Source organism: Methylobacterium sp. J-070, assembly GCF_022829385.1.
GTDB lineage: Bacteria > Pseudomonadota > Alphaproteobacteria > Rhizobiales > Beijerinckiaceae > Methylobacterium.
Window position 1 is genome coordinate 189079 of record NZ_JAKSXX010000235.1, and the last position, 20523, is coordinate 209601.

Sequence of the window (20523 nt, forward strand, 5' to 3'; positions counted from 1 at the left end):
GTGCCGGGCCGGACGGGGCATATGTGCGGTCCGACAGCAGGCAAGCAGACCGAGAGATGGCCGAGACCGATCGCGAAGCGAACCGATTCAGTGCCCGCGCCGGGCGCTATGCGAGTGTGGGCGCCAATGTCGGCGGTGTCGCCGCCCGCATGGCCATGTCCCGTCTCTTCGGCAAGGAGGGCACGACCAATGCCGCCGCCCTGGCGCAGGCGCTGGGCGGCTTGAAGGGCCCGATCATGAAGGTGGCGCAGCTGCTTGCCACCGTGCCGGACCTGCTGCCGCCCGAATACGCCGCCGAACTCCAGAAGCTCCAGGCCGATGCGCCCCCCATGGGCGCGGCCTTCGTCCGGCGCCGTATGCAGTCCGAGCTGGGCGCCGGATGGCAGCAGCGATTCGGAAGCTTCGACCTGAAGCCCGCGGCCGCGGCCTCGCTGGGTCAGGTCCACCGGGCCACCGCGAAGGCGGGCGACCGCCTCGCCTGCAAGCTCCAGTACCCCGACATGCAATCGGCCGTGGAGGCTGACCTCAAGCAGCTGGAAGTCGCCTTCGCGCTCCACCGGCGGATGAATTCCTGGCTCGACACCCGGGAGATCGCGAAGGAGATCGGCGCGCGGGTCCGAGAGGAGCTCGACTACGAGCGCGAGGCCAAGCACGCGGGGCTGTACGGGGCCGTCCTCAAGGACATCGACGTGGTGCGCGTGCCGCGCGTCTACCCCGACCTGTCGACCAAGCGGCTGCTCACGCTGGGCTGGCTCGACGGCGACAAGATTTTGGGCTTCGCCGACGAGCCCGTCGAGGTCCGCAACCGCATCGCCCAGGCGATGTTCAAGGCGTGGTGGCACCCGTTCAGCCGGGCCGCGGTGATCCACGGCGATCCGCATCTCGGCAACTACACGGTGTTCTCGGAAGGCGGGGAGGCCGCCGGCATCAACCTGCTCGACTACGGCTGCGTCCGCATCTTCCATCCCCGCTTCGTCGGGGGCGTGGTGGACCTCTACCGCGGGCTTCTCGAGAACGAGGGCGCGCGCATCGTCCACGCCTACGAGGTCTGGGGCTTCAAGAACCTCGACAAGGAGAAGATCGAGATCCTGAACATCTGGGCGCGCTTCATCTACGGGCCGCTGCTCGAGGACCGCACCCGGACCGTGGCGGACGGCGTGAAGCCGGGTGAATACGGACGCCGGCAGGCCTTCCAGGTCCACCAGGCCCTGAAGGAGCGCGGTCCCGTGACCGTGCCGCAGGAATTCGTCTTCATGGACCGCGCCGCGGTGGGACTCGGCGCCGTGTTCCTCCATCTCAGATCGGAACTCAACTACCACCGGTTGTTCGAGTCCGAGATCGAGCATTTCTCCCTCGACCAACTCGCGGCCCGGCAGGGCCGGGCCCTCGCCGAGGCGGGCCTACCGGAACCCGTCTGAGCCGGTCCGGCGATCCCCCGAGAGGGCAATCAACTTGCGTGCGTCCGATTGCGGCAGGTAAACGCTTGAGCTACATCCCAGTGAGACCGAAAGAAGTCGCGTCCCAGGGGAATGAGCGCACGATGGCCGAGAGTGAGACGGTAGCCGGGCACACCTACAGCCCGGCGATGGACGCGAAGACCCACGAGCAGACCTATCGCGGCTTCGTCCGCTTCGTCGAGATCGCCACCGGGGTCGTGATCTGCTGGGTCCTGGCCCTGGCCATCGGCGGAATCCGCGAGGCGTGGCTCCTGGCGATCGTCGGCGTGATCGTGGCGGGCGCGGCCGGCGCCGTGGGCGCTCTCGCACCCGCCGTCGGATGGCGCGGGCCGCTGGTCGTCGGCATCCTGCTGCTGCTCTACCTGTTCTTCGCCTGACGGTGCCGGTGCAGCCGACCGGCCGCCCTGGCCGCGAACGGTCCAGACGCGTGGTCGCGGGTGTGTCGCCGGGACCCGCGCGGCGTGGACTTCGCATAAGTTACATTCGGCTTCGTTCCATCATTGCATCCTAGCTCCCCGCCTCGAAAAGCGGCGTCCGTTCGCGCATTCGAAGGGCCGAGCTTATCCAGGGGAAACCTCGCATGCGCATTGCTGTGCTGTCCGAGACGGACTCCGCGGAACCGCGCGTGGCCGCGGTCCCGGAAACCGTCAAGAAGTTCAAGGCCCTCGGCGCCGAGGTGATCGTCCAGTCGGACGCCGGCAAGAAGGCCGGCTTCCTGGATGGAGAGTATGAAGCGGCGGGCGCCAGCATCGCCGGGAGCGCCGCCGACGCGGCGCGGGACGCCGACCTCGTGTTGAAGGTCCGCCGTCCGGGCGCCGACGAGCTTCCGCAGCTGAAGCGCGGCGCCACCGTGGTGGCGATCATGGATCCCTACGGCAACGAGGACGCCCTCAAGGCGATGGCCGATGCCGGCGTCGCCGGCTTCGCCATGGAGCTGATGCCGCGCATCACCCGTGCGCAGGTGATGGACGTGCTGTCGTCCCAGGCGAACCTCGCCGGCTACCGCGCGGTGGTCGACGGCGCTGCCGAGTACGGTCGCGCCATGCCGATGATGATGACCGCCGCCGGCACGGTCCCGGCCGCCCGAGTCTTCGTGATGGGCGTCGGCGTCGCCGGCCTCCAGGCCATCGCAACGGCCCGCCGGCTCGGCGCCGTCGTCACCGCCACCGACGTGCGGCCGGCCACGAAGGAGCAGGTCGAGTCCCTCGGCGCCAAGTTCGTCGCCGTCGAGGACGACGAGTTCAAGCAGGCCGAGACCAAGGGCGGCTACGCCAAGGAGATGTCGGCGGAGTATCAGAAGAAGCAGGCGGATCTGGTCAAGGGCCACATCGCCAAGCAGGATATCGTCATCACAACCGCGCTGATCCCCGGTCGCCCGGCGCCGAAGCTCGTCTCCGAGGAGATGGTGACGTCGATGAAGCCGGGCTCCGTGCTGGTCGATCTCGCGGTGGAGCGGGGCGGCAACGTCGCCGGCGCCAAGGCCGGCGAGGTGGTCACCACGGACGGCGGCGTGAAGATCGTCGGCCACGTCAACGTGCCGGGGCGCCTCGCCGCCACCGCGTCGAGCCTCTACGCGCGCAACCTCTACGCGTTCGTCGAGACCCTGATCGACAAGGAGTCGAAGGCGCTCGCCATCAATTGGGACGACGAGCTGGTGAAGGCCACGAACCTCACCCGCGACGGCTCGGTGGTCCACGCGTCCTTCCAGCCCAAGACCGATGGCCCCGCCTCGGAAGCCGCATCCGTGGGACTGGCCAAGTCGGAGGCCAACAAGGCGTCCGGTACGCCCGCCCCGGCGGGCGCGCAGTGACGCCCGGCCGAGAGGAGTAGCAGAATGGCAAACGTCATCGTCCCTCCCGACCAAGCGGCCGATCAGGCCCGGGTGCTGGCCGAGGCCGCCCGCGCGGCGGCCGCGGTGGCGCGCAACGCCGCCGACCAGGCTCAGGTGATCGCCGACGGCATGGGGTACGGCCTCAGCGCGGCCACCGGCGGCGCCGTCGACCCGACGGTGTTTCGGCTCGCGATCTTCGTGCTGGCGATCTTCGTCGGCTACTACGTGGTCTGGTCGGTGACCCCGGCGCTCCACACGCCCCTCATGTCGGTCACCAACGCGATCTCCTCGGTGATCATCGTCGGCGCGATCCTGGCGGTGGGCGTCCCGCTCATCGAGAAGGGCACCGGGTTCGCCCGGTTCTTCGGCTTCATCGGCATCGTGCTCGCCAGCGTGAACATCTTCGGCGGCTTCCTGGTCACGCAGCGCATGCTCGGCATGTACAAGAAGAAGGGCTGAGCAGATGTCAGAGAACGTCTCTTCCCTTCTCTATATCGTTTCCGGCGTCCTGTTCATCATGGCGCTGCGGGGGCTCTCGCACCCGACCACCTCCCGGCAGGGCAACCTGTACGGCATGGTCGGCATGGGGCTCGCCATCCTGACAACCCTGGTCGGCCACCCGCCGGCCGGCTTCGGCGCCTGGATCCTGGTGCTGCTGGGTCTCGGCATCGGCGGCGGCGCCGGCGCGGTGATCGCCAAGCGCGTGCCGATGACGGCGATGCCCCAGCTCGTCGCGGCCTTCCACTCGCTGGTCGGCCTCGCGGCGGTGTTCGTGGCCGCCGGCGCCCTCTACGCGCCGCAGGCCTTCGGCATCATCGAGAACGGCCACTTCCACAAGCAGTCGCTGTTCGAGATGGGTCTGGGTGTGGCCATCGGCGCCATCACCTTTACCGGGTCGGTGATCGCCTTCGCCAAGCTCGACGGGCGCATGTCCGGCAAGCCGATCATGCTGCCCCAGCGCCACCTCATCAACGCGCTGCTGGCCGGCGGCCTCGTCCTGCTGATCGCCCTGTTCATCGGCACCGAATCCAAGGCGCTGTTCTGGCTGATCGTCCTCGCCGCGCTGGTGCTCGGCGGCCTGATCATCATCCCGATCGGCGGCGCCGACATGCCGGTGGTCGTGTCGATGCTGAACTCCTACTCGGGCTGGGCGGCGGCCGGCATCGGCTTCACCCTGGGCAACCTCGCGCTGATCATCACCGGCTCGCTGGTCGGATCCTCGGGCGCGATCCTGTCGTACATCATGTGCCACGCGATGAACCGGTCGTTCATCTCGGTGATCCTCGGCGGCTTCGGCGGCGACGCCGCGGCGGCGGGGGGATCCGGCCAGGTCGAGACGCGGCCCGTGAAACAGGGCTCGGCCGACGACGCGGCCTACATCATGAAGAACGCCGAGCGGGTGATCATCGTCCCGGGCTACGGGATGGCCGTCGCCCAGGCGCAGCACTCCCTGCGGGAGATGGGCGACATGCTCAAGAAGGAGGGCGTGGACGTCAAATACGCCATCCATCCGGTGGCGGGCCGCATGCCGGGCCACATGAACGTGCTGCTCGCCGAGGCCAACGTGCCCTACGACGAGGTGTTCGAGCTCGAGGACATCAACGGCGAGTTCCCGCAGGCCGACGTGGCCTTCGTGATCGGCGCCAACGACGTCACCAACCCGGCAGCCAAGACCGACAAGGCGTCGCCGATCTACGGCATGCCGATCCTCGACGTCGAGCGGGCCAAGACCGTGCTGTTCATCAAGCGCGGCATGGGCTCGGGCTACGCGGGGGTCGAGAACGAGGTGTTCTTCCGCGACAACACCATGATGCTGTTCGGCGACGCCAAGAAGGTCGTCGACACCATCCTGAAGTCGCTCTGACCCTCACCGGCACGGCATTTCGACAGGGCGGGCAGCGATGCCCGCCCGTCTTCGTTTCAGGGCATGTCGGCATTCGGCCGCGCCGTTGCGGCCGCGCGCGGGATTTGATCGCCGACCCGGTGTAGGGTGCCGTCCGTGTCGTGCGCTCCGTCTCTCGCCGAAGTCCCGGCCTTCCTGGGCGTCGCCGCTTCCCTGACGGGCCGGCGGTGGCAGGAGCGCTGCGCCGGCAGCCTCGTCCAGACCCACATCGCCAAGATGGTGCAGGCCCACGCTCTGCCCGAGCTGCTGGCCCGGGTTCTGGCCGGCCGCGGCGTGGCGCCGGACCAGGCCGCCCGCTATCTGGCGCCCCGTCTGCGGGATCTGATGCCCGATCCGCACGTGCTGCTCGACATGGATGCGGCGGTCCGGCGTCTCGTCCGGGCGGTGCGGCGGGGCGAGACCGTCGCGGTCTTCGGAGATTACGACGTCGACGGCGCCGCCAGCGCCGCGATGCTGGCGGGCTACCTCCGCGGCCTCGGCCTCGAGTCCCCGATCCACATTCCGGACCGGATCACCGAGGGGTACGGACCCAACGTCGCGGCGATCAACGCGCTTGCGGCCGAGGGTGCCACGCTCCTGGTCTGCGTCGATTGCGGCACGAGCGGACACGGACCGCTGGAGGAGGCGGAGAAGTCGGGCCTCGACGTGATCGTGCTCGACCACCACGCCGCCGCCGAGGTGCTGCCGCCCGCCCGGGCCGTCGTGAACCCGAACCGGCTGGACGACCTCTCGGGCCTCGGACATCTCTGCGCCGCCGGGGTGGTCTTCCTGACGCTGGTCGCCCTCAACCGGGCCCTGCGTCTGGACGGCTACTTCGGCCCGCACCGCCCCGAGCCGGCGCTGACCGATGCCCTCGACCTCGTCGCCCTTGCGACCATCGCCGACGTGGTGCCGCTCACCGGTCTCAACCGCGCCTTCGTCACGCAGGGCCTGACGGTCATGCGCCATCGCGACCGCACCGGGCTGGCGGCGCTCCTCGATGCCGCCGCCCTGAGCGAACCGCCCGAAGCGTGGCATCTCGGCTTCGTCCTCGGCCCGCGCATCAACGCCGGCGGCCGCATCGGCGATTCGGCGCTGGGTGCGCGCCTGCTCACCACGGCGGACCCGGCCGAGGCGACCCGGATCGCCGCCGAACTCGATCGGCTCAACCGCGAGCGTCAGGCGATCGAGGCGCAGGCCGTGATGGAGGCCGAGGCGGAGATGGACCGCGCCCTGACCGCCGATCCGGCCCGGTCGGTTCTGGTCACCGGCAGCACCGCCTGGCACCCCGGGGTCGTCGGCCTCATCGCGGCGCGCCTGAAGGAGCGCTTCAACCGCCCGGCCTTCGCCTTCGCGATCCGGCCGGACGGGGGCGCCACCGGCTCCGGCCGCTCGATCCCGGGTGCCGATCTCGGGCTCGCGGTGCGCGCCTGTGTCGAGGCCGGGCTCGCCAGCAAGGGCGGGGGGCACGCCATGGCGGCCGGCGTGACCCTCCGCGCGGACGACATCCCGCGATTCGAGTCTCACCTCTCGATGCTGCTCGGGGCGAGCGTGGCCGTGGCGCGGTCCGCCGATGCCCTTCTGATCGACGGAGGTCTCAGCGCCGGAGGGGCGACCGCCGAGACCGTCCGCCTGCTGCAGCGCGCCGGTCCCTTCGGGCAGGGCGCGCCCGAGCCGGTCTTCGCCCTCGGGCGCCACAGGCTGGTTGATGCGGCGGTGGTCGGCTCGGGCCACGTGCGGGCGCGCCTGCGCAGCCGTGACGGGCAGGCGGTCGGGGCCATCTGCTTCCGGGCCGCCGAGCGCCCGCTCGGCCTCGCCCTGCTCAATGGGATCGGCCGCGAGATGCACGTGGCCGGCACCCTGTCCTGCGACCGCTGGCGCGGCGCCGAACGTGCCCAGCTTCGCATCGTGGATGCCGCGCCCTCGGAAGGGTGACGGGCGCCGGTCAGGCGCCCGCCATCACCAGCGCCCAGAACCGCTTGTAGCGCGTGCCGGGCGCGTCGACGCGGGCGATGCCGATCCGGCGGATCTGCGGGAGCAGCATGTTCTTGTTGTGCTCCGGGCTCGCCTGCCAGCGGAGCAGCACCTGCTCGAAGGTCTCGGAGCCGGCGCTCAGATTCTCGGCGGCCCAGGATTTGGCCAGGCCGATGGAGTTCATCCGCGACGTGAAGCTGCCGCCGATCTCGTGACTGAGCTGCCCGTGGCGGGCGTTGTTCCCGGCCTGGAAGGCGGCGGCCTTCACCAGGGTCGAATCGACCACCACCGGGCTCAAACCGTGCTGGACCCTGTAGGCCGAGATCGCGGCCGCGGCCGCGACTTCATCGAGCACCGCGGTATGGGTCGCGTTCTCGACGGTCGGCTCGGGTCCGAAGGAGAGGCCGCCGCAGCCGGCGAGGGCCAGGGGGAGGGCGGCGGCGAGGACGAGGGGAAGCTTCGGCACGGTCCGATCAGCGCACTGTGTGGAAGGGCCGGCCTCCCTCAGCCGCGCATGCGGCGAAACCACGGCGTCCGGGCACCGTCACCCGCAGACCCGGCGTGGCGTGGCCGCCATGCCACGCCCGCATCGATTCAGGCCGTCAGGGCCTCGCTTCCGAGCATGGCGGGCGCAAAAACCCGCAGGAGGTCCTGGTCCAGCTGACCGCCGCTGTCGCGCATGATCGCCAGGGCCTCGGCCGCGGTGGCGGAGGGCCGGTACGTCCGGCGCTCGGTGAGGGCCGAGAACACGTCGCACAGCGCCACGATCCGCACGAGGTCGTTGATCGCCGACCCGGCGAGCCCGTGCGGATACCCCTTGCCGTCGATGCGCTCGTGGTGGTGCTGCACCACGTCGATCACGGTGGCCTCGAACGCCCCCTGGGCTCGCAGCATGTCGGCCCCGATATCGGGGTGACGCTGCATCAGCCGCAGTTCCTCCGGCGTGAGCCGCCCGGGCTTGTTCAGGATCTCGACCGGGATCCGCGACTTGCCGATGTCGTGCAGCAGCGCCGACCGGACGAGCAGGCGGTGATCGGTCCGGCTCAACCCGATTTTCGTGCCGAAGGTGGCGGCATGGCCTGCGACGCCGAGCGTGTGCTGATAGACCCCGATATCGTGACGCCAGACTTCCGCGAGCCACGTCGAGATGCCGACCTCCGAGACGGCCGCGAGGACCAGTTCGGTTCCCCGCTCGACGTCGTCCTGCTGGAGACGGGCACCGAGGGCGGCGCTGTCGAACAGGTCGGTGACGATGGCGGTCGCGCCGGTCACACGCTCCATCAGCCGCCGCTTACGCAACGCGCTCGTCCGGCTCGCCTCCTCGATCATCGCGAAGACGGTGGCCAGGACCACCTGGCGCGGCGCCGCCGCGGGCAGCTGCCGCAGTTGCGGAGCGGCCGGCGCAGGATCCCCGCGGACGAGATGGAGGCGCGGTAGGGGTGGACCGGGATAGCTGAGCGCCGCGTCGAGGTCAGCGGCGCGGGCCGGCGGAAGATCCAGCACGACGAGGTGCGGACGCGTAGACGGGATCGTGCCGCCGGCCGCCATGGACCGACAATCCATCACGAGGGCGATGGCCCGCTCGAGGGCGGCGCGTTCCGTGGGCCGATCCGAGATCAGGAGGACGAACGGGCCGTCCGTCAGGCGTGGTGCGGTTCCGGGAGCCATCGCGGCAGCTCCCGGGCCCGCATGGTCAACGCTGTGTTGACCTTAGAGCGAAGTGTTGAGGAAAGCGTTAACCCTACGCAGTCCCCGCCTCGGGCGCAGCGCGCCTCAGGCCATCTTGGCGGCGCCGACGGGGCGCGCATTCCCGGACGTGGACTTGCCCGCATCGGAGGCCGGGGTCAGGAAGTCGGCATACTTTACCGTCAGCAGCGCCTGGCAGGCCGCGAAAGCGGCGAAAATCACGAGGAAGCTGGCGATCATCGGGGTACTCCGCGAAGGGCTGAGGCGCGTTATGTTGCGACGCCATAAATGTCATGTCGCTCTGCAGCGTGGTATGCCGGATAACGAATACCGATCATGCGGCCCATGCATGAATGGCGGGCGTTCTGGGATTCCACTGGCTGCAACCAGCTGGCTATGCATTGAGGCGCGATGCATCTGCCGAAAAGGCTAGACCACGCTTGATCTGCGATATTGCAGTGCGAACGGCGCCGGATCGGTAGCCACGCAAACCGCGGCGTCGAGCCGAGCGCGGGGCTGCACGGTCGCGCAGGCCGACAGGCCGTTGCGCGCGCGGCGAACGGGCTGGACGGCGAACTCAGTCACGGGGGGCGTGAAAGCCGTGGACCGGCGCCTGCCGGCTCATGGCGCGCCGGCGCGATCAGTCGAGATAGTCGCCGTACATGTCGACGTGGTTGGCGAGACCCAGCCCGTGCTCCCGCACAAGCTTCTCGGCGAGGTCGGCGTCCCGCGCTTCGAGCGCGGCGATGATGGCCACGTGCTCGCGGATGGAGCGCTCGGCCCGATCGCCCTGCCGGAGCGCCGTGCTGCGGATCCCGCGCACATGCATCAGCAGATTGCTGGTGAGGTCTGCGATCGCGTCGCAGTGACCGAGCGCGATGATCCGCTGATGGAAGCGGATGTTCGCGTCCGAGTATTCGTCGATGTGCTCGGACGGCTGGCCTTCATAGAATTCCGGAAACGCTTCCCGCAGCGATCGCAATTGCATGTCCGTGGCGCGGCTGCAGGCCAGGCGGGCCGCCATGCTTTCCAGCGCCGTCCAGGCGTGGATCATGCTGACGATCTCGCGCTTGTTCTTCTTGATGACGAACACGCCGCGCCGCGCTTCCGAACGGACGAAGCCTTCCTGCTCCAGAACCGTCAGGGCCTCGCGCACGGGCGTCCGGCTGACGCCGAGATCCTGCGACAGCTTCCGCTCGTCCAGCCGCACCTCGTCCGGACGCCCATAGATGTCCATGTTGGTGATGGCGGTCTTGAGCGCTTCGTACGCCAGGGTCCGAAGACTGGAGCTGGCGACGATCGGCTTAACGCTCAGCGGTTCGGAGTTCGACATCCCGCGTCCAGTCGGCTCACACGTATGATTTCCCGCACGCTTTCTTTGTCGTGCGCTCCCAAGCGGACTAACCCAAACCTTAGCCAGATCCTAGTCGATTGCGGGCTGGCCCCACAGACCTGTGAAGTCGGACGCTCGGCATTCGGATGCGCGGCGGCAGAAAGCAGCCCACCGAGCGCCGCCTGGGACGCACGTCCGAAGCACTTCCCTTAATCCAGACAATCATTCCTGTATTTTTCTGCAGGTTCGATTGACATAGCCAGGGGACATCAGCACCATACTTCTGGCATATCGTCGACCAATGGGCGTTCCTGGCGGATGACGACGATGTCGTGCCGGGATCTTCGACTTTATTTGTCTACGGACCAAGAATTTTTCCGCATCCAACGCGCGGTTTGTCCTGCCCCGACGGGGATTGTCAGGGCATAGTGGATAACAAATACAGACGGCCACAAGAACACGTCGAGGAGGGAATCGTATGTCCGAGATCCGCACGCCGGTGGGACGCGGCCGTTGGCTGCAGCTCGCCTTCGGTGTCGTCTGCATGTGCATGATCGCCAACATGCAGTACGGCTGGACGTTCTTCGTGAACCCGATGCAGGAGCGTCACGGCTGGGACCGGGCGGCGATCCAGGTCGCCTTCACGCTCTTCGTCGTCACCGAAACCTGGCTCGTGCCGATCGAGGGCTGGTTCGTCGACAAGTACGGTCCGCGCATCGTCACCCTGTTCGGCGGTCTGCTCTGCGCCATCGCCTGGGTGATCAATTCCTACGCCGACTCGCTGACCATGCTGTACATCGCGGCCGCGATCGGCGGGACGGGCGCGGGCGCGGTCTACGGCACCTGCGTCGGCAATTCGTTGAAGTGGTTCCCGGATCGCCGCGGCCTCGCCGCCGGCATCACCGCCATGGGCTTCGGCGCCGGCTCGGCGCTGACCGTCGTGCCGATCCAGGCGATGATCAAGTCGCAGGGTTACGAGGCCGCGTTCTTCACCTTCGGCATCGGGCAGGGCGTCATCGTGATGCTGATCGCCCTGGCCCTGCGCTCGCCCGCCAAGGGTCAGGTTCCGGAGGTCGCCCGGGTCAGCCAGTCGAAGCGCGACTACAAGCCCGCCGAGATGGTGCGCACGCCGATCTTCTGGGTGATGTACGCGATGTTCGTCATGATGGCCGCCGGCGGCCTGATGGCCACCGCGCAGCTCGGACCCATCGCCAAGGACTTCAAGATCGCCGACGTGCCGGTCTCGCTCCTCGGGATCACGCTGCCGGCCCTCACCTTCGCGGCCACCCTCGACCGGGTCCTCAACGGCGTGACGCGCCCGTTCTTCGGCTGGGTCTCGGACCATATCGGCCGCGAGAACACGATGTTCCTGTCGTTCGCGATCGAAGGGGTCGGCATCTACGCCCTGAGCCAGTTCGGGCAGAACCCCATCGCCTTCGTCCTGCTCACTGGCCTCGTGTTCTTCGCCTGGGGCGAGATCTACTCGTTGTTCCCGGCGACCTGCGGGGACACGTTCGGCTCGAAATACGCCGCCACCAATGCCGGGCTGCTCTACACCGCCAAGGGAACGGCGGCGCTCATCGTGCCCTATACCAGCGTGCTCACCACCATGACGGGGAGCTGGCACACGGTGTTCCTCGTGGCGGCTGCCCTCAACATCTTGGCGGCCCTGCTGGCGCTCTTCGTCCTGAAGCCGATGCGTGCGGCCTACACGAAGAAGCCCGAGGCGAGCCTCGCTCCGGCGCTCGCCCGATAATCCCGGCCCGGCGGCCCGGCCGCCGGCTCCGCCGCGAACAGCCCGGCGCCGTCTTTACGGCGCCGGGCTTCCTGCCTACGCCGGGCCGGACCTTCCGGAGATCGGGCATGGATACGGACGAACGCAGCGCGCGGGGGCGCGTCGCAGCGGCGGCGCGGGAGCTGGACGCGCAGGGGCTGAACCGGGGCACCTCGGGCAACGTGTCGGTGCGCTTCCGCGGCGGGCTCCTGATCACGCCGTCGGGCGTCCCGTCCGGGCAGATCCGGGACGACGACATCGTCCCGCTGGGCCTCGACGGTACCCACACGCCGGATCAGAAGCCCTCGTCGGAATGGCGCTTCCATCGGGACATCCTGGCGTCGCGGCCGGAGGTCGGCGCCGTGGTCCACGCGCACCCGGTCTACTGCACCGCCTTCGCGATGTGCGGCCGGCAGATCCCGGCGGTGCACTACATGATCGCGGCGTTCGGTGGCCCGACGGTGCGCTGCGCGCCCTACGCGCCCTACGGGACGGCGGAACTCTCGGAGCTGGCCCTGGCGGCCCTGGCCGACCGGAACGTCTGCCTCTTGGCCAACCACGGCATGATCGCCGCCGGGGCGAGCCTGGACAAGGCGCTCTGGCTCGCGGTGGAGCTCGAAACGCTGTGCCACCAATATGCCGTGGCGCTTCAGGTCGGCGCGCCGACCATCCTGTCCGACCACGAGATCGACGCCACGGTAAAGCGCTTCAGAGGCTATGGCCTCAACGTTACGGGCGCGGATGCGACGCCGACAAGGTCCTGACGGGCCGCCACCCGATCTAAGGGCGTCCCGGCATTCCCGTCGGAGAATCGCTCTTTAGCGGCCCAGCATCTGCCCGACGGCGAGCCCGGTCTCCTCGACGTAAACGGCCGCCGCGACCTTCTTGCCGCCTTCCGCCTTGACCTTGCTGACCTGGATCTGGCCACCCTGGGCGCAGACGCTGAAGCCGTCCGCGTCGATGGCGACCACCTCGCCGGGCTTGCCTTTCACGTCCGCGAGACGGCGGATCGGGTGCAGGCGGGAATCGAAGATCTGGAGCTTCTTGCCGTCCACCGTGGTCCAGGCGCCGGGAGCGGGGTTGGCCGCGCGGATCAGATTGTAGATCTGCTCGGCGTGGGCGGACCAGTGGATCTCGGCCTCGGCGGCGCGGAACCAGCCCTCGTACGTGGCGGCATCCTCGTCCTGATCGATCTCGACGTGCCGGCCCGCCACGACGAGGTCGGCGGCCTCCAGCATCGCGTCGACCCCCATCGGGAACAGCGCGTCGAAATAGACGTCCCCGAGCGTCGCGTCGGCCCCGATCGGGCAGACCTTCTGGAGGATCACCGGACCCTCGTCGAGACCGTCGGTCGGGCGGAAGATCGTCAAGCCGGTCTGCAATTCGCCCCGGGCGATCGGCCAGTTGATCGAGGAGGGTCCGCGATAGCGCGGCAGCAGACTCGGATGATACTGGATCGTGCCGTGCGTCGGGATGCTGACGAAGCTCTGCGGAGCGAACTGCAGAACGTAGGCCATGATGCCGATATCGGCTCCGAGCCCGCGCATCGCCGCCTCCGCCTCGGGGCTCTTCAGGCTCGGAAACTGAAAGACCTCCAGGCCTTTCTCCACGGCCGCCGTCTTGAGGACGTCCGGCTTCGCGCCGGGCTTCTCCGGCGCACAGAACACCCCCGCCACATCGTCGCCGCGCTTCAGGAACGCCTCGAGGACGGCCTTTCCGAAATCCTGCTGTCCGATGACGGCGATGCGCATGCGATCTCCTGATCGTCGTCCCCGCCGCGCGCGGCCGGGGAGGGTTTGGGGGGTCCGGACACCCGGATCGCGCGGCGTCTCGATAGATCTCGAACCGGCGCGCCGGTTCGTCTGGCGTCGCTAGGCCGCCGTCCGGATCCGGCCGCGGGGGGCGCGGGGTCTCGGACCCTCGCCCGCGCCGGCCGATGTCGGTTCACTCGGCGGCGATCTTCTGCACCGCGCCGATGGCGCCGGACTGGGCGATCTCCCCGACCTCCGCCTCCGAGTAGCCGAGGACCTGACGCAGGATCTCGTCGGTGTGCTCGCCGAGGAGCGGCGAGCGCTTGACCTCGCTGGGGCTGGCCGAAAGCTTGATCGGGTTGCCCACCGACAGGTACGTGCCGCGGGTCGGATGCTCGACCTCCACGATGGTGCCGGTCTGGCGCAAGGCCTCGTCCTCGGCGATCTCCTTCATCGACAGGATCGGGCCGCAGGGGATGTCGTGCTTGTTCAGCGTGTCCATCGCGTCGAACTTGGACATCTTCATCGTCCAGGCCTCGATCCGCGTGAAGATCTCGTTCAGATGCGGAAGGCGGCCCTTCGGCGTCGCGTAGTTCGGGTCGGTCTTCCAGTCGGGCTCGCCGATGATGTCGCAGATCGGCTCCCAGACCGCCGCCTGGGTGATCACGTAGATGTAGGCGTTGGGGTCCTGCTCCCAGCCCTTGCAGCGCAGGATGCGCCCCGGCTGGCCGCCGCCCGAATCGTTGCCCGCACGCGGGGTCGCCTCGCCGAACGGGATGCCTTCCCCGAACTGGCTGTACTCCTTGAGCGGCCCGTGCTGCAGGCGCTGCTGGTCGCGCAGCTTCACCCGGCACAGGTTGAGCACGCCGTCCTGCATCGCGCAGTCGACCTTCTGCCCGAGGCCGGATTGCGTGCGGTGATAGAGGGCGGTGACGATCCCGAGCGCCAGGTGCAGGCCGGTGCCGGAATCGCCGATCTGGGCGCCGGTCACCATCGGGATGCCGTCGCGGAAGCCGGTGGTCGAGGCGGAGCCGCCGGCGCATTGCGCGACGTTCTCGTAGACCTTGCAATCCTCGTAGCGGCCGGGGCCGAAGCCCTTCACGGACGCCAGGATCATCCGCGGGTTGGCCGCGTGGATCTTCTCCCAGGTCAGGCCCATGCGGGCGAGCGCGCCGGGGGCGAAGTTCTCGACCAGGACATCGCATTCCTTGATCAGACGCCAGAGCACCTCTTTGCCCTTCGGATTCTTCGAATCCAGCGTGATCGAGCGCTTGTTGTGGTTCAGCATCGTGAAATAAAGGCTGTCCACGTCGGGAATATCTTGCAGCTGCTGCCGTGTGGCGTCACCGACGCCGGGCCGCTCGACCTTGATCACGTCCGCGCCGAACCACGCCAGGAGCTGCGTGCAGGTCGGGCCGGATTGAACGTGGGTGAAGTCCAGGATGCGGACGCCTTCGAGGGCCTTGGTCATGATCGGTCTCGGAGCTGGGAGCGGAGGTCGGGATCAGCGGCTCAGGCCGCCCGGATGAACGGCGGAACGTTTTGAGGGGGCCGCGACAGCCGGCTGGCGCCACGAGGGTCGGCGCTTTCCATCCTCCGACGGATCATGTCTGCACTCCCTCCTGACGCGCGGTCTCGTCGTATTGCGACACCGTCATTCGGACCCGGCGTGACGAGTCCGTTGACTTGTATACCACATGCCATCCGGCGGAATCGAGTCGCCATTCCAGGTAGCGGGTCCCCGGGCCGGCATGCGACCTTAGGCTGACAATCCCCGGTGCTCAACAGGCGCGCCGGGTGGAGATCCCAAGGGGTTGCACCGGGGCTCTTGGCTTTCGACCGCCCGAGGTTCATGATTTTGTCAAAATCACCTGCCGGCACCGCGGGCAGAGCGATGCAACGGTGAACGAGGAACGCCCATGCTCGCCAGCACAAGCCTGATCAAGTCGTCCTGGATCGCCGTCGATGTCGACCACGACCGAGCCGAGCGCGTGCTCGTCGTCGAGACCTATATCGCGGTCAGCCCGCTGGAACCGAATTTCGATGCCGCGCAGTACGAGCGCGTACTGGCCTGCGTGCAGAAGGTTCTCAAGACCCATCCCGAGATCGACCGCGCGTCGATCCTGAGCATGCACCGGGGCTCGGGCTGCACGGCCCTGTTTCGCGATCCGCCCGCAACCGCCAAGGAATCCGCGGCGGCCTGAAGCGGCGCATCGGCTCCGGCTCCGCCCCGGGCACGGCCACCCGCTCCCGGGCGACGCGAAGGCCGTCGAGGTTCGGACCGGTTCCGCTCGCCCGCGCGGCGTCAGGAACCGCCGGAGGAGTCCGGCGGCTCCAGGGCGACGCGCGCCGCGTGGAACCACCAGAGCGGGATATCGCGATTGGCCTTGCCCAGCTCCGAGGCCCAGCCTTCCTTGGGCATGACTTCGGCCCGGTCGGCGAACAGGCGCAACGCGCTCTCGGCCCGCTCCCTGCGGCACCGTTCCCGGATCGCCTCGCGCTCGGCCGCCGCCCTGGCATCCGTTTGCTCGACGAGGCGGCGCGTCGCGAGATCGTCGGCATCGAAGGCGAATTGCTGCCAGAACGCCTCCGCCTCGCGGGCGACGTCCCGCTCCCGCCGCGTCGCGGCCAGCGCGTCCTCCGCGACGACGCGAGCCGCCTCGGCCGCCTCGCTGCGGGCGAGCAGGCGGTTGTTGGCCTCGAGAAGCTCGCGCTCGCGCTCGGGCGCCATCCGCTGCCGGCGCAGCACGCGCAGTTCCTCCTCGACGGCTTCGCCGGCCTCCCGATCCGCCAACAGCGCCGCGAGCGGTCCCGCCACGAGGGCATCGGCGCGCTGGAGGTAGCGTTCGCGCATTCTGGACCCCTCCGCCTCCAGATCCGTATCGTCCCAGGACAGGCGCTCCGCGTCCTCGCTCCGCTCGCAATCGTACAGAGCGCGCGCCAAGGACCGGCGCAGCTGGTCGGAGGCGGGTATCGCGTCGTGTTCGTCCATGAACTTGCATTCGCGATGAGGGAGCGACGAAGCCTACAACGTGCGCGCACCTTGGCAGAGACCACGCCGTCGCGCCAAACCTGAATCTTCTTCGCGCCGACATCGATCCCCACCGATTGCGGCGTCTGGGGACATCTGTCGCATCACGCGTCTCGCGCCCCGGCAAAGTGGACCGCATCATTTGTAGCGAGCGCAGGCCCCTCGGCGATCCCGCAGAGCCGCGGCGGTGCGGTCGGCGCGCCGGGCTATGGGCAAGCCGACTGCGGAGCGGGGAGGGGGTTGCGAGCGTCGCGGAAGCCGGAGGCTATTGGACCCAGATTCGCCGCCCGGCCGCCGGATGAGTCACCGGATCCACCGCGTTATTCAACACGTCGGTGGGAAGCGGAAGTTCGATAGCGCTTCCCACGCACTCGGGTTACATCGAAACCTGCGGTCGTTACGCGTCGATACCGGCAGATGGTCCATACAGGTTTCAACCCGGCGCTCGTCGCTCTGTCGATCGGCCTCGCGATCTTCGCCTCCTACACCGCCCTGGATCTCGGCGCGCGCGTCCGCGACTCCGCCAGCGGTCCGCGCTGGCCATGGGTTGCCGGCGCTGCGCTCGCCCTCGGCGGCGGCATCTGGTCGATGCACTTCGTCGGCATGCTCGCCTTCGAGATGGCGCTGCACGCCGCCTACGATCTCGGCCTCACCGTCCTGTCGCTCGTGATCGCGATCGCGGTCACCGGGGCGGGCTTCGCCTGGGTGGTCCGCCGGCGGGGCGATCGCGCGGGCATCCTGATCGCCGGTCCGCTGATGGGACTCGGCATCGCCGGGATGCACTACACCGGCATGGCGGCGCTTCGGCTTCCCGGACATCTCACCTACAGCTTGCCCATCGTCGGCGTCTCGATCGTGATCGCGGTGACGGCGGCGACGGCCGCGCTCTGGCTCGCCTTCCGCCAGCACGGTGTCTGGCAGAAGCTGGTCGCCGCCTGCGTCATGGGCTTCGCGGTGGCCGGCATGCACTATTGCGGCATGGCGGCGGCCACCGTCACGGCGACGGAGACGGCCTCGCATGCGGGCATGACCGTCCTGGAACAGCAGAACCTCGCGGTCTACGTCGCCGGCACCACCTTCCTCATCCTGTTCCTGGCGATGCTGGCCTCCTCGCTCGACCAGCAGCGCGTGCAGCAGGAGCTGCAGGCGAGCGAGGGGCGCTTCCGCGCCGCGATCGAGGCCGTGCGCGGCGTCCTGTGGACCAACGACGCGGCGGGCCGGATGGTCGGCGAGCAGCCCGGCTGGAGCGCGATCACAGGGCAGTCGCGGGCGCAGTACCAAGGCTACGGCTGGGCCGACGCGGTCCATCCCGACGACGTCAAGGAGTCCGTCGAGACCTGGACCGAGACGGTGAAGGCCCGACGCACCTACGTCCACGAGCACCGGGTCCGGTCCCGCGACGGGACGTGGCGGCACTACGCGATCCGCGCCGTCCCGGTGCTCGACGCGCGGGGGGCGATCCGCGAATGGGTCGGCGTCCACACCGACATCACCGAACAGCGGATGGCCGAGGCGGATCTGCGGGAATCCAACGAGGAGATCCAGCGCTACGCCTACATCGTCAGCCACGACCTGCGCTCGCCCCTGGTCAACGTGATGGGGTTCACGAGCGAGCTGGAGGCGACGCGGGCGGAGATGCGGACGGCCCTGCAGGGTCATCCGGAGGCCGAGCGCCTCGACACGGACTTCGGGGAGGCGCTGAGCTTCGTCAAGGCGGCGGTGAACCGGATGGAGGCGCTGATCGCCGCCATCCTGAAGCTGTCGCGGGAGGGCAGGCGGCATTTCACGCCGGAAGACCTGGACATGGCGGCCGTGCTGCAGGCCCTGGCCGACGCGCAGCGCCATCAGGCGGAAGCGGCGGGCGCGCAGGTGCTCATCGCGCACGACCTGCCCGGAATCGTCGCCGACCGCCTCGCCGTCGAGCAGATCTTCGGCAACCTGCTGGACAATGCGGTCAAGTATCTGGACCCGTCGCGGCCGGGACGGATCACCGTCACGGCCCGCTCCGCGGGACCGCGGGGGATCTGCTTCTCCGTCGCCGATAACGGGCGCGGGATCGCTCCGCGGGATCATGCCCGCGTGTTCGAATTGTTCCGGCGGTCGGGCCTGCAGGACCGGCCGGGCGAAGGCATCGGCCTCGCGCACGTCAAGGCCCTGGTGCGCTCCATCGGCGGCCGGATCGAGATGCGGTCGACGCTCGGCGAGGGCACGACGTTCGACGTGACCTTGCCGTGCCGCGCGGCTAAGGCAGGACTGGACCCCGCCGAGCGCGCGCCCCTCGCCGCCGAATGAGCCTGGAGCGACCCGTGCACCCTGTCAGCATCGTGATGATCGAGGATGACGAGGGTCACGCCCGGCTGATCGAGCGCAACATCCGTCGGGCCGGCGTGAACAACGAGATCGTGCCGTTCCAGGACGGAAACTCCGCCCTCGCGTACCTGCTGGGCCCGGACGGGTCCGGGGAGGCGAGCGCCCGGCGCCACCTGCTCATCCTTCTCGACCTGAATCTGCCCGACATGACCGGCCTCGACGTCCTCGAGGCGATCAAGGCGAACCCGCACACCCGCCGCTCCCCCGTCGTGGTGCTCACCACCACGGATGACAGCCGCGAGATCCAGCGCTGTTACGATCTGGGCGCGAACGTCTACATCACGAAGCCGGTGAACTACGAGGGCTTCGCCACCGCCATCCGCCAGCTCGGCCTGTTCCTCTCGGTGATGAAGGTTCCCCAGAACCCATGACGGGCGAGCGCGTCGGCGCGGACGCCGCCCCCGCGGCGCGGATCCTTTACATCGACGACGACCCCGGCCTCGGCCGGCTGGTCCGGCGCGCGCTGGAGGCCCGGGGCTACACGGTGGAACTCTGCGCCAGCGGCGCGGACGGGCTGTCGCGCTTGGCACAGGGCGGGATCGACGCCGTGGCGCTCGACCATCACATGCCCGGCCAGACCGGGCTCGACCTGCTTCCGGAGATCCGGGCCCTGCCGCAGGCGCCCCCGGTCATCTACGTGACCGGCTCCGAGGACAGCCGCGTCGCCGTGGCCGCCCTCAAGGCCGGTGCGGTCGATTACGTCTGGAAGGACGTGCAGGGCCAGTTCCGCGAACTCCTGGGCGAGGCCGTCGCGACAGCCCTCGGCCAGGAAGCTTTGCGACGCGACAAGGAGCGGGCGGAGGCCGAGATGCGGGAGGCCCGCGATCGGGCCGAATTGCTGCTGCGGGAGGTCAACCACCGCGTGGCGAACTCGTTGGCCCTGGTGGCGGCGCTGGCGCACATGCAGCGCAACGCCGTGACCGACCCGGCCGCGAAGGCGGCGCTGGACGAGATGCAGGCGCGGATCTCGGCGATCGCCGGCATCCATCGCCGCCTCTACACGTCGGACGACGTCGAGTCCGTCGAGCTGGACGCCTATCTCGGCAGCCTCCTCGAAGAGCTGCAGGCCGCGATGCGGGCGAGCGGCCGGGACCACGCGATCCGGCTGCGCGCCGCACCGGTCCGCCTGTCCACCGACAAGGCGGTCTCGGTGGGCGTGGTCGTGACCGAACTCGTGACCAACGCCTACAAGTACGCCTATCCGCTCGACACGTCGGGCGAGATCCGCGTCGAGGTCGCGCTGGAGGCGGCCGATACCGTCCTGCTCGCCGTGGAGGACGACGGCATCGGCTGGACCGGGGAGGGGACCATCCGCGGCACCGGCCTCGGATCCCGGATCGTGCGGGCCATGGCGCAGAACCTGCGGTCCGAACTCGCCTACGTGAGGGGGCGCCCCGGCACGCGCGCGGTGCTGGCGTTCCAGTCCTGAGCCCG

19 protein-coding genes are annotated in these 20523 nt (G+C 69.1%); 12 read left to right on the plus strand and 7 right to left on the minus strand.

What is annotated here, in order from left to right:
• Window positions 1-56 precede the first annotated feature (56 nt).
• From MKL01_RS25740 to recJ, 6 genes are all read left to right on the plus strand, one after another.
• A complete protein-coding gene (locus tag MKL01_RS25740) occupies window positions 57-1418 on the plus strand; it encodes an ABC1 kinase family protein (protein WP_243908006.1) in 1362 nt (453 codons plus the stop codon).
• A gap of 122 nt (window positions 1419-1540) precedes the next feature.
• Window positions 1541-1834: an aa3-type cytochrome c oxidase subunit IV gene (locus MKL01_RS25745; RefSeq protein WP_243908007.1), complete on the plus strand. Its 294-nt coding sequence runs from the start codon at window positions 1541-1543 to the stop codon at window positions 1832-1834.
• 203 nt (window positions 1835-2037) lie between these two features.
• Window positions 2038-3267 carry a Re/Si-specific NAD(P)(+) transhydrogenase subunit alpha gene (locus tag MKL01_RS25750; RefSeq protein WP_243908008.1) on the plus strand — a complete coding sequence of 410 codons (1230 nt, stop codon included), beginning with the start codon at window positions 2038-2040 and terminating at the stop codon, window positions 3265-3267.
• Between the two features lie 24 nt (window positions 3268-3291).
• A complete protein-coding gene (locus MKL01_RS25755) occupies window positions 3292-3747 on the plus strand; it encodes a proton-translocating transhydrogenase family protein (protein WP_243908009.1) in 456 nt (151 codons plus the stop codon).
• Window positions 3748-3751: 4 nt separating this feature from the next.
• Complete coding sequence (locus tag MKL01_RS25760; protein ID WP_243908010.1) at window positions 3752-5152, plus strand: NAD(P)(+) transhydrogenase (Re/Si-specific) subunit beta; 1401 nt, start codon at window positions 3752-3754, stop codon at window positions 5150-5152.
• A gap of 135 nt (window positions 5153-5287) precedes the next feature.
• Window positions 5288-7105 (plus strand): single-stranded-DNA-specific exonuclease RecJ, encoded by a 1818-nt coding sequence (gene recJ, locus MKL01_RS25765; RefSeq protein WP_243908011.1) that lies wholly within the window; start codon window positions 5288-5290, stop codon window positions 7103-7105.
• 10 nt (window positions 7106-7115) lie between these two features.
• Here recJ and MKL01_RS25770 read toward each other — a convergent pair whose 3' ends face one another.
• From MKL01_RS25770 to MKL01_RS25785, 4 genes are all read right to left on the minus strand, one after another.
• Window positions 7116-7610, minus strand: coding sequence for a CAP domain-containing protein (locus tag MKL01_RS25770; RefSeq protein WP_243908012.1), 495 nt, complete (start codon window positions 7608-7610; stop codon window positions 7116-7118).
• Between the two features lie 128 nt (window positions 7611-7738).
• A complete protein-coding gene (locus tag MKL01_RS25775) occupies window positions 7739-8812 on the minus strand; it encodes an HD-GYP domain-containing protein (RefSeq protein WP_243908013.1) in 1074 nt (357 codons plus the stop codon).
• 105 nt (window positions 8813-8917) lie between these two features.
• Window positions 8918-9070 (minus strand): hypothetical protein, encoded by a 153-nt coding sequence (locus MKL01_RS25780; RefSeq protein WP_243908014.1) that lies wholly within the window; start codon window positions 9068-9070, stop codon window positions 8918-8920.
• A gap of 400 nt (window positions 9071-9470) precedes the next feature.
• Entirely contained in the window at window positions 9471-10163 is a 693-nt protein-coding gene (locus MKL01_RS25785; RefSeq protein WP_243908015.1) for a GntR family transcriptional regulator, read from the minus strand.
• Between the two features lie 478 nt (window positions 10164-10641).
• On the opposite strand from MKL01_RS25785, the gene oxlT reads away from it, so the two are divergent.
• Both oxlT and MKL01_RS25795 read left to right on the plus strand, forming a co-directional pair.
• Window positions 10642-11919 (plus strand): oxalate/formate MFS antiporter, encoded by a 1278-nt coding sequence (gene oxlT / locus MKL01_RS25790; RefSeq protein WP_243908016.1) that lies wholly within the window; start codon window positions 10642-10644, stop codon window positions 11917-11919.
• Window positions 11920-12026: 107 nt separating this feature from the next.
• Complete coding sequence (locus MKL01_RS25795) at window positions 12027-12701, plus strand: class II aldolase/adducin family protein (protein WP_243908017.1); 675 nt, start codon at window positions 12027-12029, stop codon at window positions 12699-12701.
• A 54-nt stretch (window positions 12702-12755) separates the two neighbouring features.
• Here the strand turns inward: MKL01_RS25795 and MKL01_RS25800 are convergent, their stop codons facing one another.
• Both MKL01_RS25800 and frc read right to left on the minus strand, forming a co-directional pair.
• The gene (locus MKL01_RS25800) at window positions 12756-13688 is read right to left on the minus strand and encodes a methionyl-tRNA formyltransferase (protein WP_243908018.1); all 933 of its coding nucleotides are present in this window, start codon (window positions 13686-13688) and stop codon (window positions 12756-12758) included.
• 193 nt (window positions 13689-13881) lie between these two features.
• Entirely contained in the window at window positions 13882-15159 is a 1278-nt protein-coding gene (gene frc / locus MKL01_RS25805) for a formyl-CoA transferase (protein WP_243908019.1), read from the minus strand.
• Between the two features lie 448 nt (window positions 15160-15607).
• On the opposite strand from frc, the gene MKL01_RS25810 reads away from it, so the two are divergent.
• Window positions 15608-15892 (plus strand): hypothetical protein, encoded by a 285-nt coding sequence (locus MKL01_RS25810; RefSeq protein ID WP_243908020.1) that lies wholly within the window; start codon window positions 15608-15610, stop codon window positions 15890-15892.
• A 101-nt stretch (window positions 15893-15993) separates the two neighbouring features.
• On the opposite strand, the gene MKL01_RS25815 is transcribed toward MKL01_RS25810, so the two are convergent.
• Window positions 15994-16680 carry a hypothetical protein gene (locus MKL01_RS25815; RefSeq protein WP_243908021.1) on the minus strand — a complete coding sequence of 229 codons (687 nt, stop codon included), beginning with the start codon at window positions 16678-16680 and terminating at the stop codon, window positions 15994-15996.
• Between the two features lie 456 nt (window positions 16681-17136).
• Between MKL01_RS25815 and MKL01_RS25820 the strand changes: the two genes are divergently transcribed.
• From MKL01_RS25820 to MKL01_RS25830, 3 genes are read left to right on the plus strand one after another with little or no spacing between them, the layout of a single operon-like run.
• On the plus strand, window positions 17137-19011 hold the full coding sequence (locus MKL01_RS25820) for an MHYT domain-containing protein (RefSeq protein WP_243908022.1): 1875 nt from the start codon (window positions 17137-17139) through the stop codon (window positions 19009-19011).
• A complete protein-coding gene (locus tag MKL01_RS25825) occupies window positions 19008-19460 on the plus strand; it encodes a response regulator (RefSeq protein WP_243908023.1) in 453 nt (150 codons plus the stop codon). The genes MKL01_RS25820 and MKL01_RS25825 overlap by 4 nt, the downstream gene beginning before the upstream one ends.
• Window positions 19457-20518: a sensor histidine kinase gene (locus tag MKL01_RS25830; RefSeq protein WP_243908024.1), complete on the plus strand. Its 1062-nt coding sequence runs from the start codon at window positions 19457-19459 to the stop codon at window positions 20516-20518. The genes MKL01_RS25825 and MKL01_RS25830 overlap by 4 nt, the downstream gene beginning before the upstream one ends.
• Window positions 20519-20523: the final 5 nt, after the last annotated feature.

What these genes read in the sequence shown, in the direction of transcription:
- MKL01_RS25830 (WP_243908024.1), top strand. Translation starts at nt 19,457, where the DNA reads ATGACGGGCGAGCGCGTCGGCGCGGACGCCGCCCCCGCGGCGCGGATC.
- MKL01_RS25820 (WP_243908022.1), top strand. Translation starts at nt 17,137, where the DNA reads ATGGTCCATACAGGTTTCAACCCGGCGCTCGTCGCTCTGTCGATCGGC.
- MKL01_RS25745 (WP_243908007.1), top strand. Translation starts at nt 1,541, where the DNA reads ATGGCCGAGAGTGAGACGGTAGCCGGGCACACCTACAGCCCGGCGATG.
- MKL01_RS25815 (WP_243908021.1), bottom strand. Translation starts at nt 16,680, where the DNA reads ATGGACGAACACGACGCGATACCCGCCTCCGACCAGCTGCGCCGGTCC.
- frc (WP_243908019.1), bottom strand. Translation starts at nt 15,159, where the DNA reads ATGACCAAGGCCCTCGAAGGCGTCCGCATCCTGGACTTCACCCACGTT.
- MKL01_RS25785 (WP_243908015.1), bottom strand. Translation starts at nt 10,163, where the DNA reads ATGTCGAACTCCGAACCGCTGAGCGTTAAGCCGATCGTCGCCAGCTCC.
- MKL01_RS25800 (WP_243908018.1), bottom strand. Translation starts at nt 13,688, where the DNA reads ATGCGCATCGCCGTCATCGGACAGCAGGATTTCGGAAAGGCCGTCCTC.
- MKL01_RS25795 (WP_243908017.1), top strand. Translation starts at nt 12,027, where the DNA reads ATGGATACGGACGAACGCAGCGCGCGGGGGCGCGTCGCAGCGGCGGCG.
- MKL01_RS25810 (WP_243908020.1), top strand. Translation starts at nt 15,608, where the DNA reads ATGCTCGCCAGCACAAGCCTGATCAAGTCGTCCTGGATCGCCGTCGAT.
- MKL01_RS25825 (WP_243908023.1), top strand. Translation starts at nt 19,008, where the DNA reads ATGAGCCTGGAGCGACCCGTGCACCCTGTCAGCATCGTGATGATCGAG.
- MKL01_RS25750 (WP_243908008.1), top strand. Translation starts at nt 2,038, where the DNA reads ATGCGCATTGCTGTGCTGTCCGAGACGGACTCCGCGGAACCGCGCGTG.
- MKL01_RS25740 (WP_243908006.1), top strand. Translation starts at nt 57, where the DNA reads ATGGCCGAGACCGATCGCGAAGCGAACCGATTCAGTGCCCGCGCCGGG.
- MKL01_RS25775 (WP_243908013.1), bottom strand. Translation starts at nt 8,812, where the DNA reads ATGGCTCCCGGAACCGCACCACGCCTGACGGACGGCCCGTTCGTCCTC.
- MKL01_RS25760 (WP_243908010.1), top strand. Translation starts at nt 3,752, where the DNA reads ATGTCAGAGAACGTCTCTTCCCTTCTCTATATCGTTTCCGGCGTCCTG.
- MKL01_RS25780 (WP_243908014.1), bottom strand. Translation starts at nt 9,070, where the DNA reads ATGATCGCCAGCTTCCTCGTGATTTTCGCCGCTTTCGCGGCCTGCCAG.
- oxlT (WP_243908016.1), top strand. Translation starts at nt 10,642, where the DNA reads ATGTCCGAGATCCGCACGCCGGTGGGACGCGGCCGTTGGCTGCAGCTC.
- MKL01_RS25755 (WP_243908009.1), top strand. Translation starts at nt 3,292, where the DNA reads ATGGCAAACGTCATCGTCCCTCCCGACCAAGCGGCCGATCAGGCCCGG.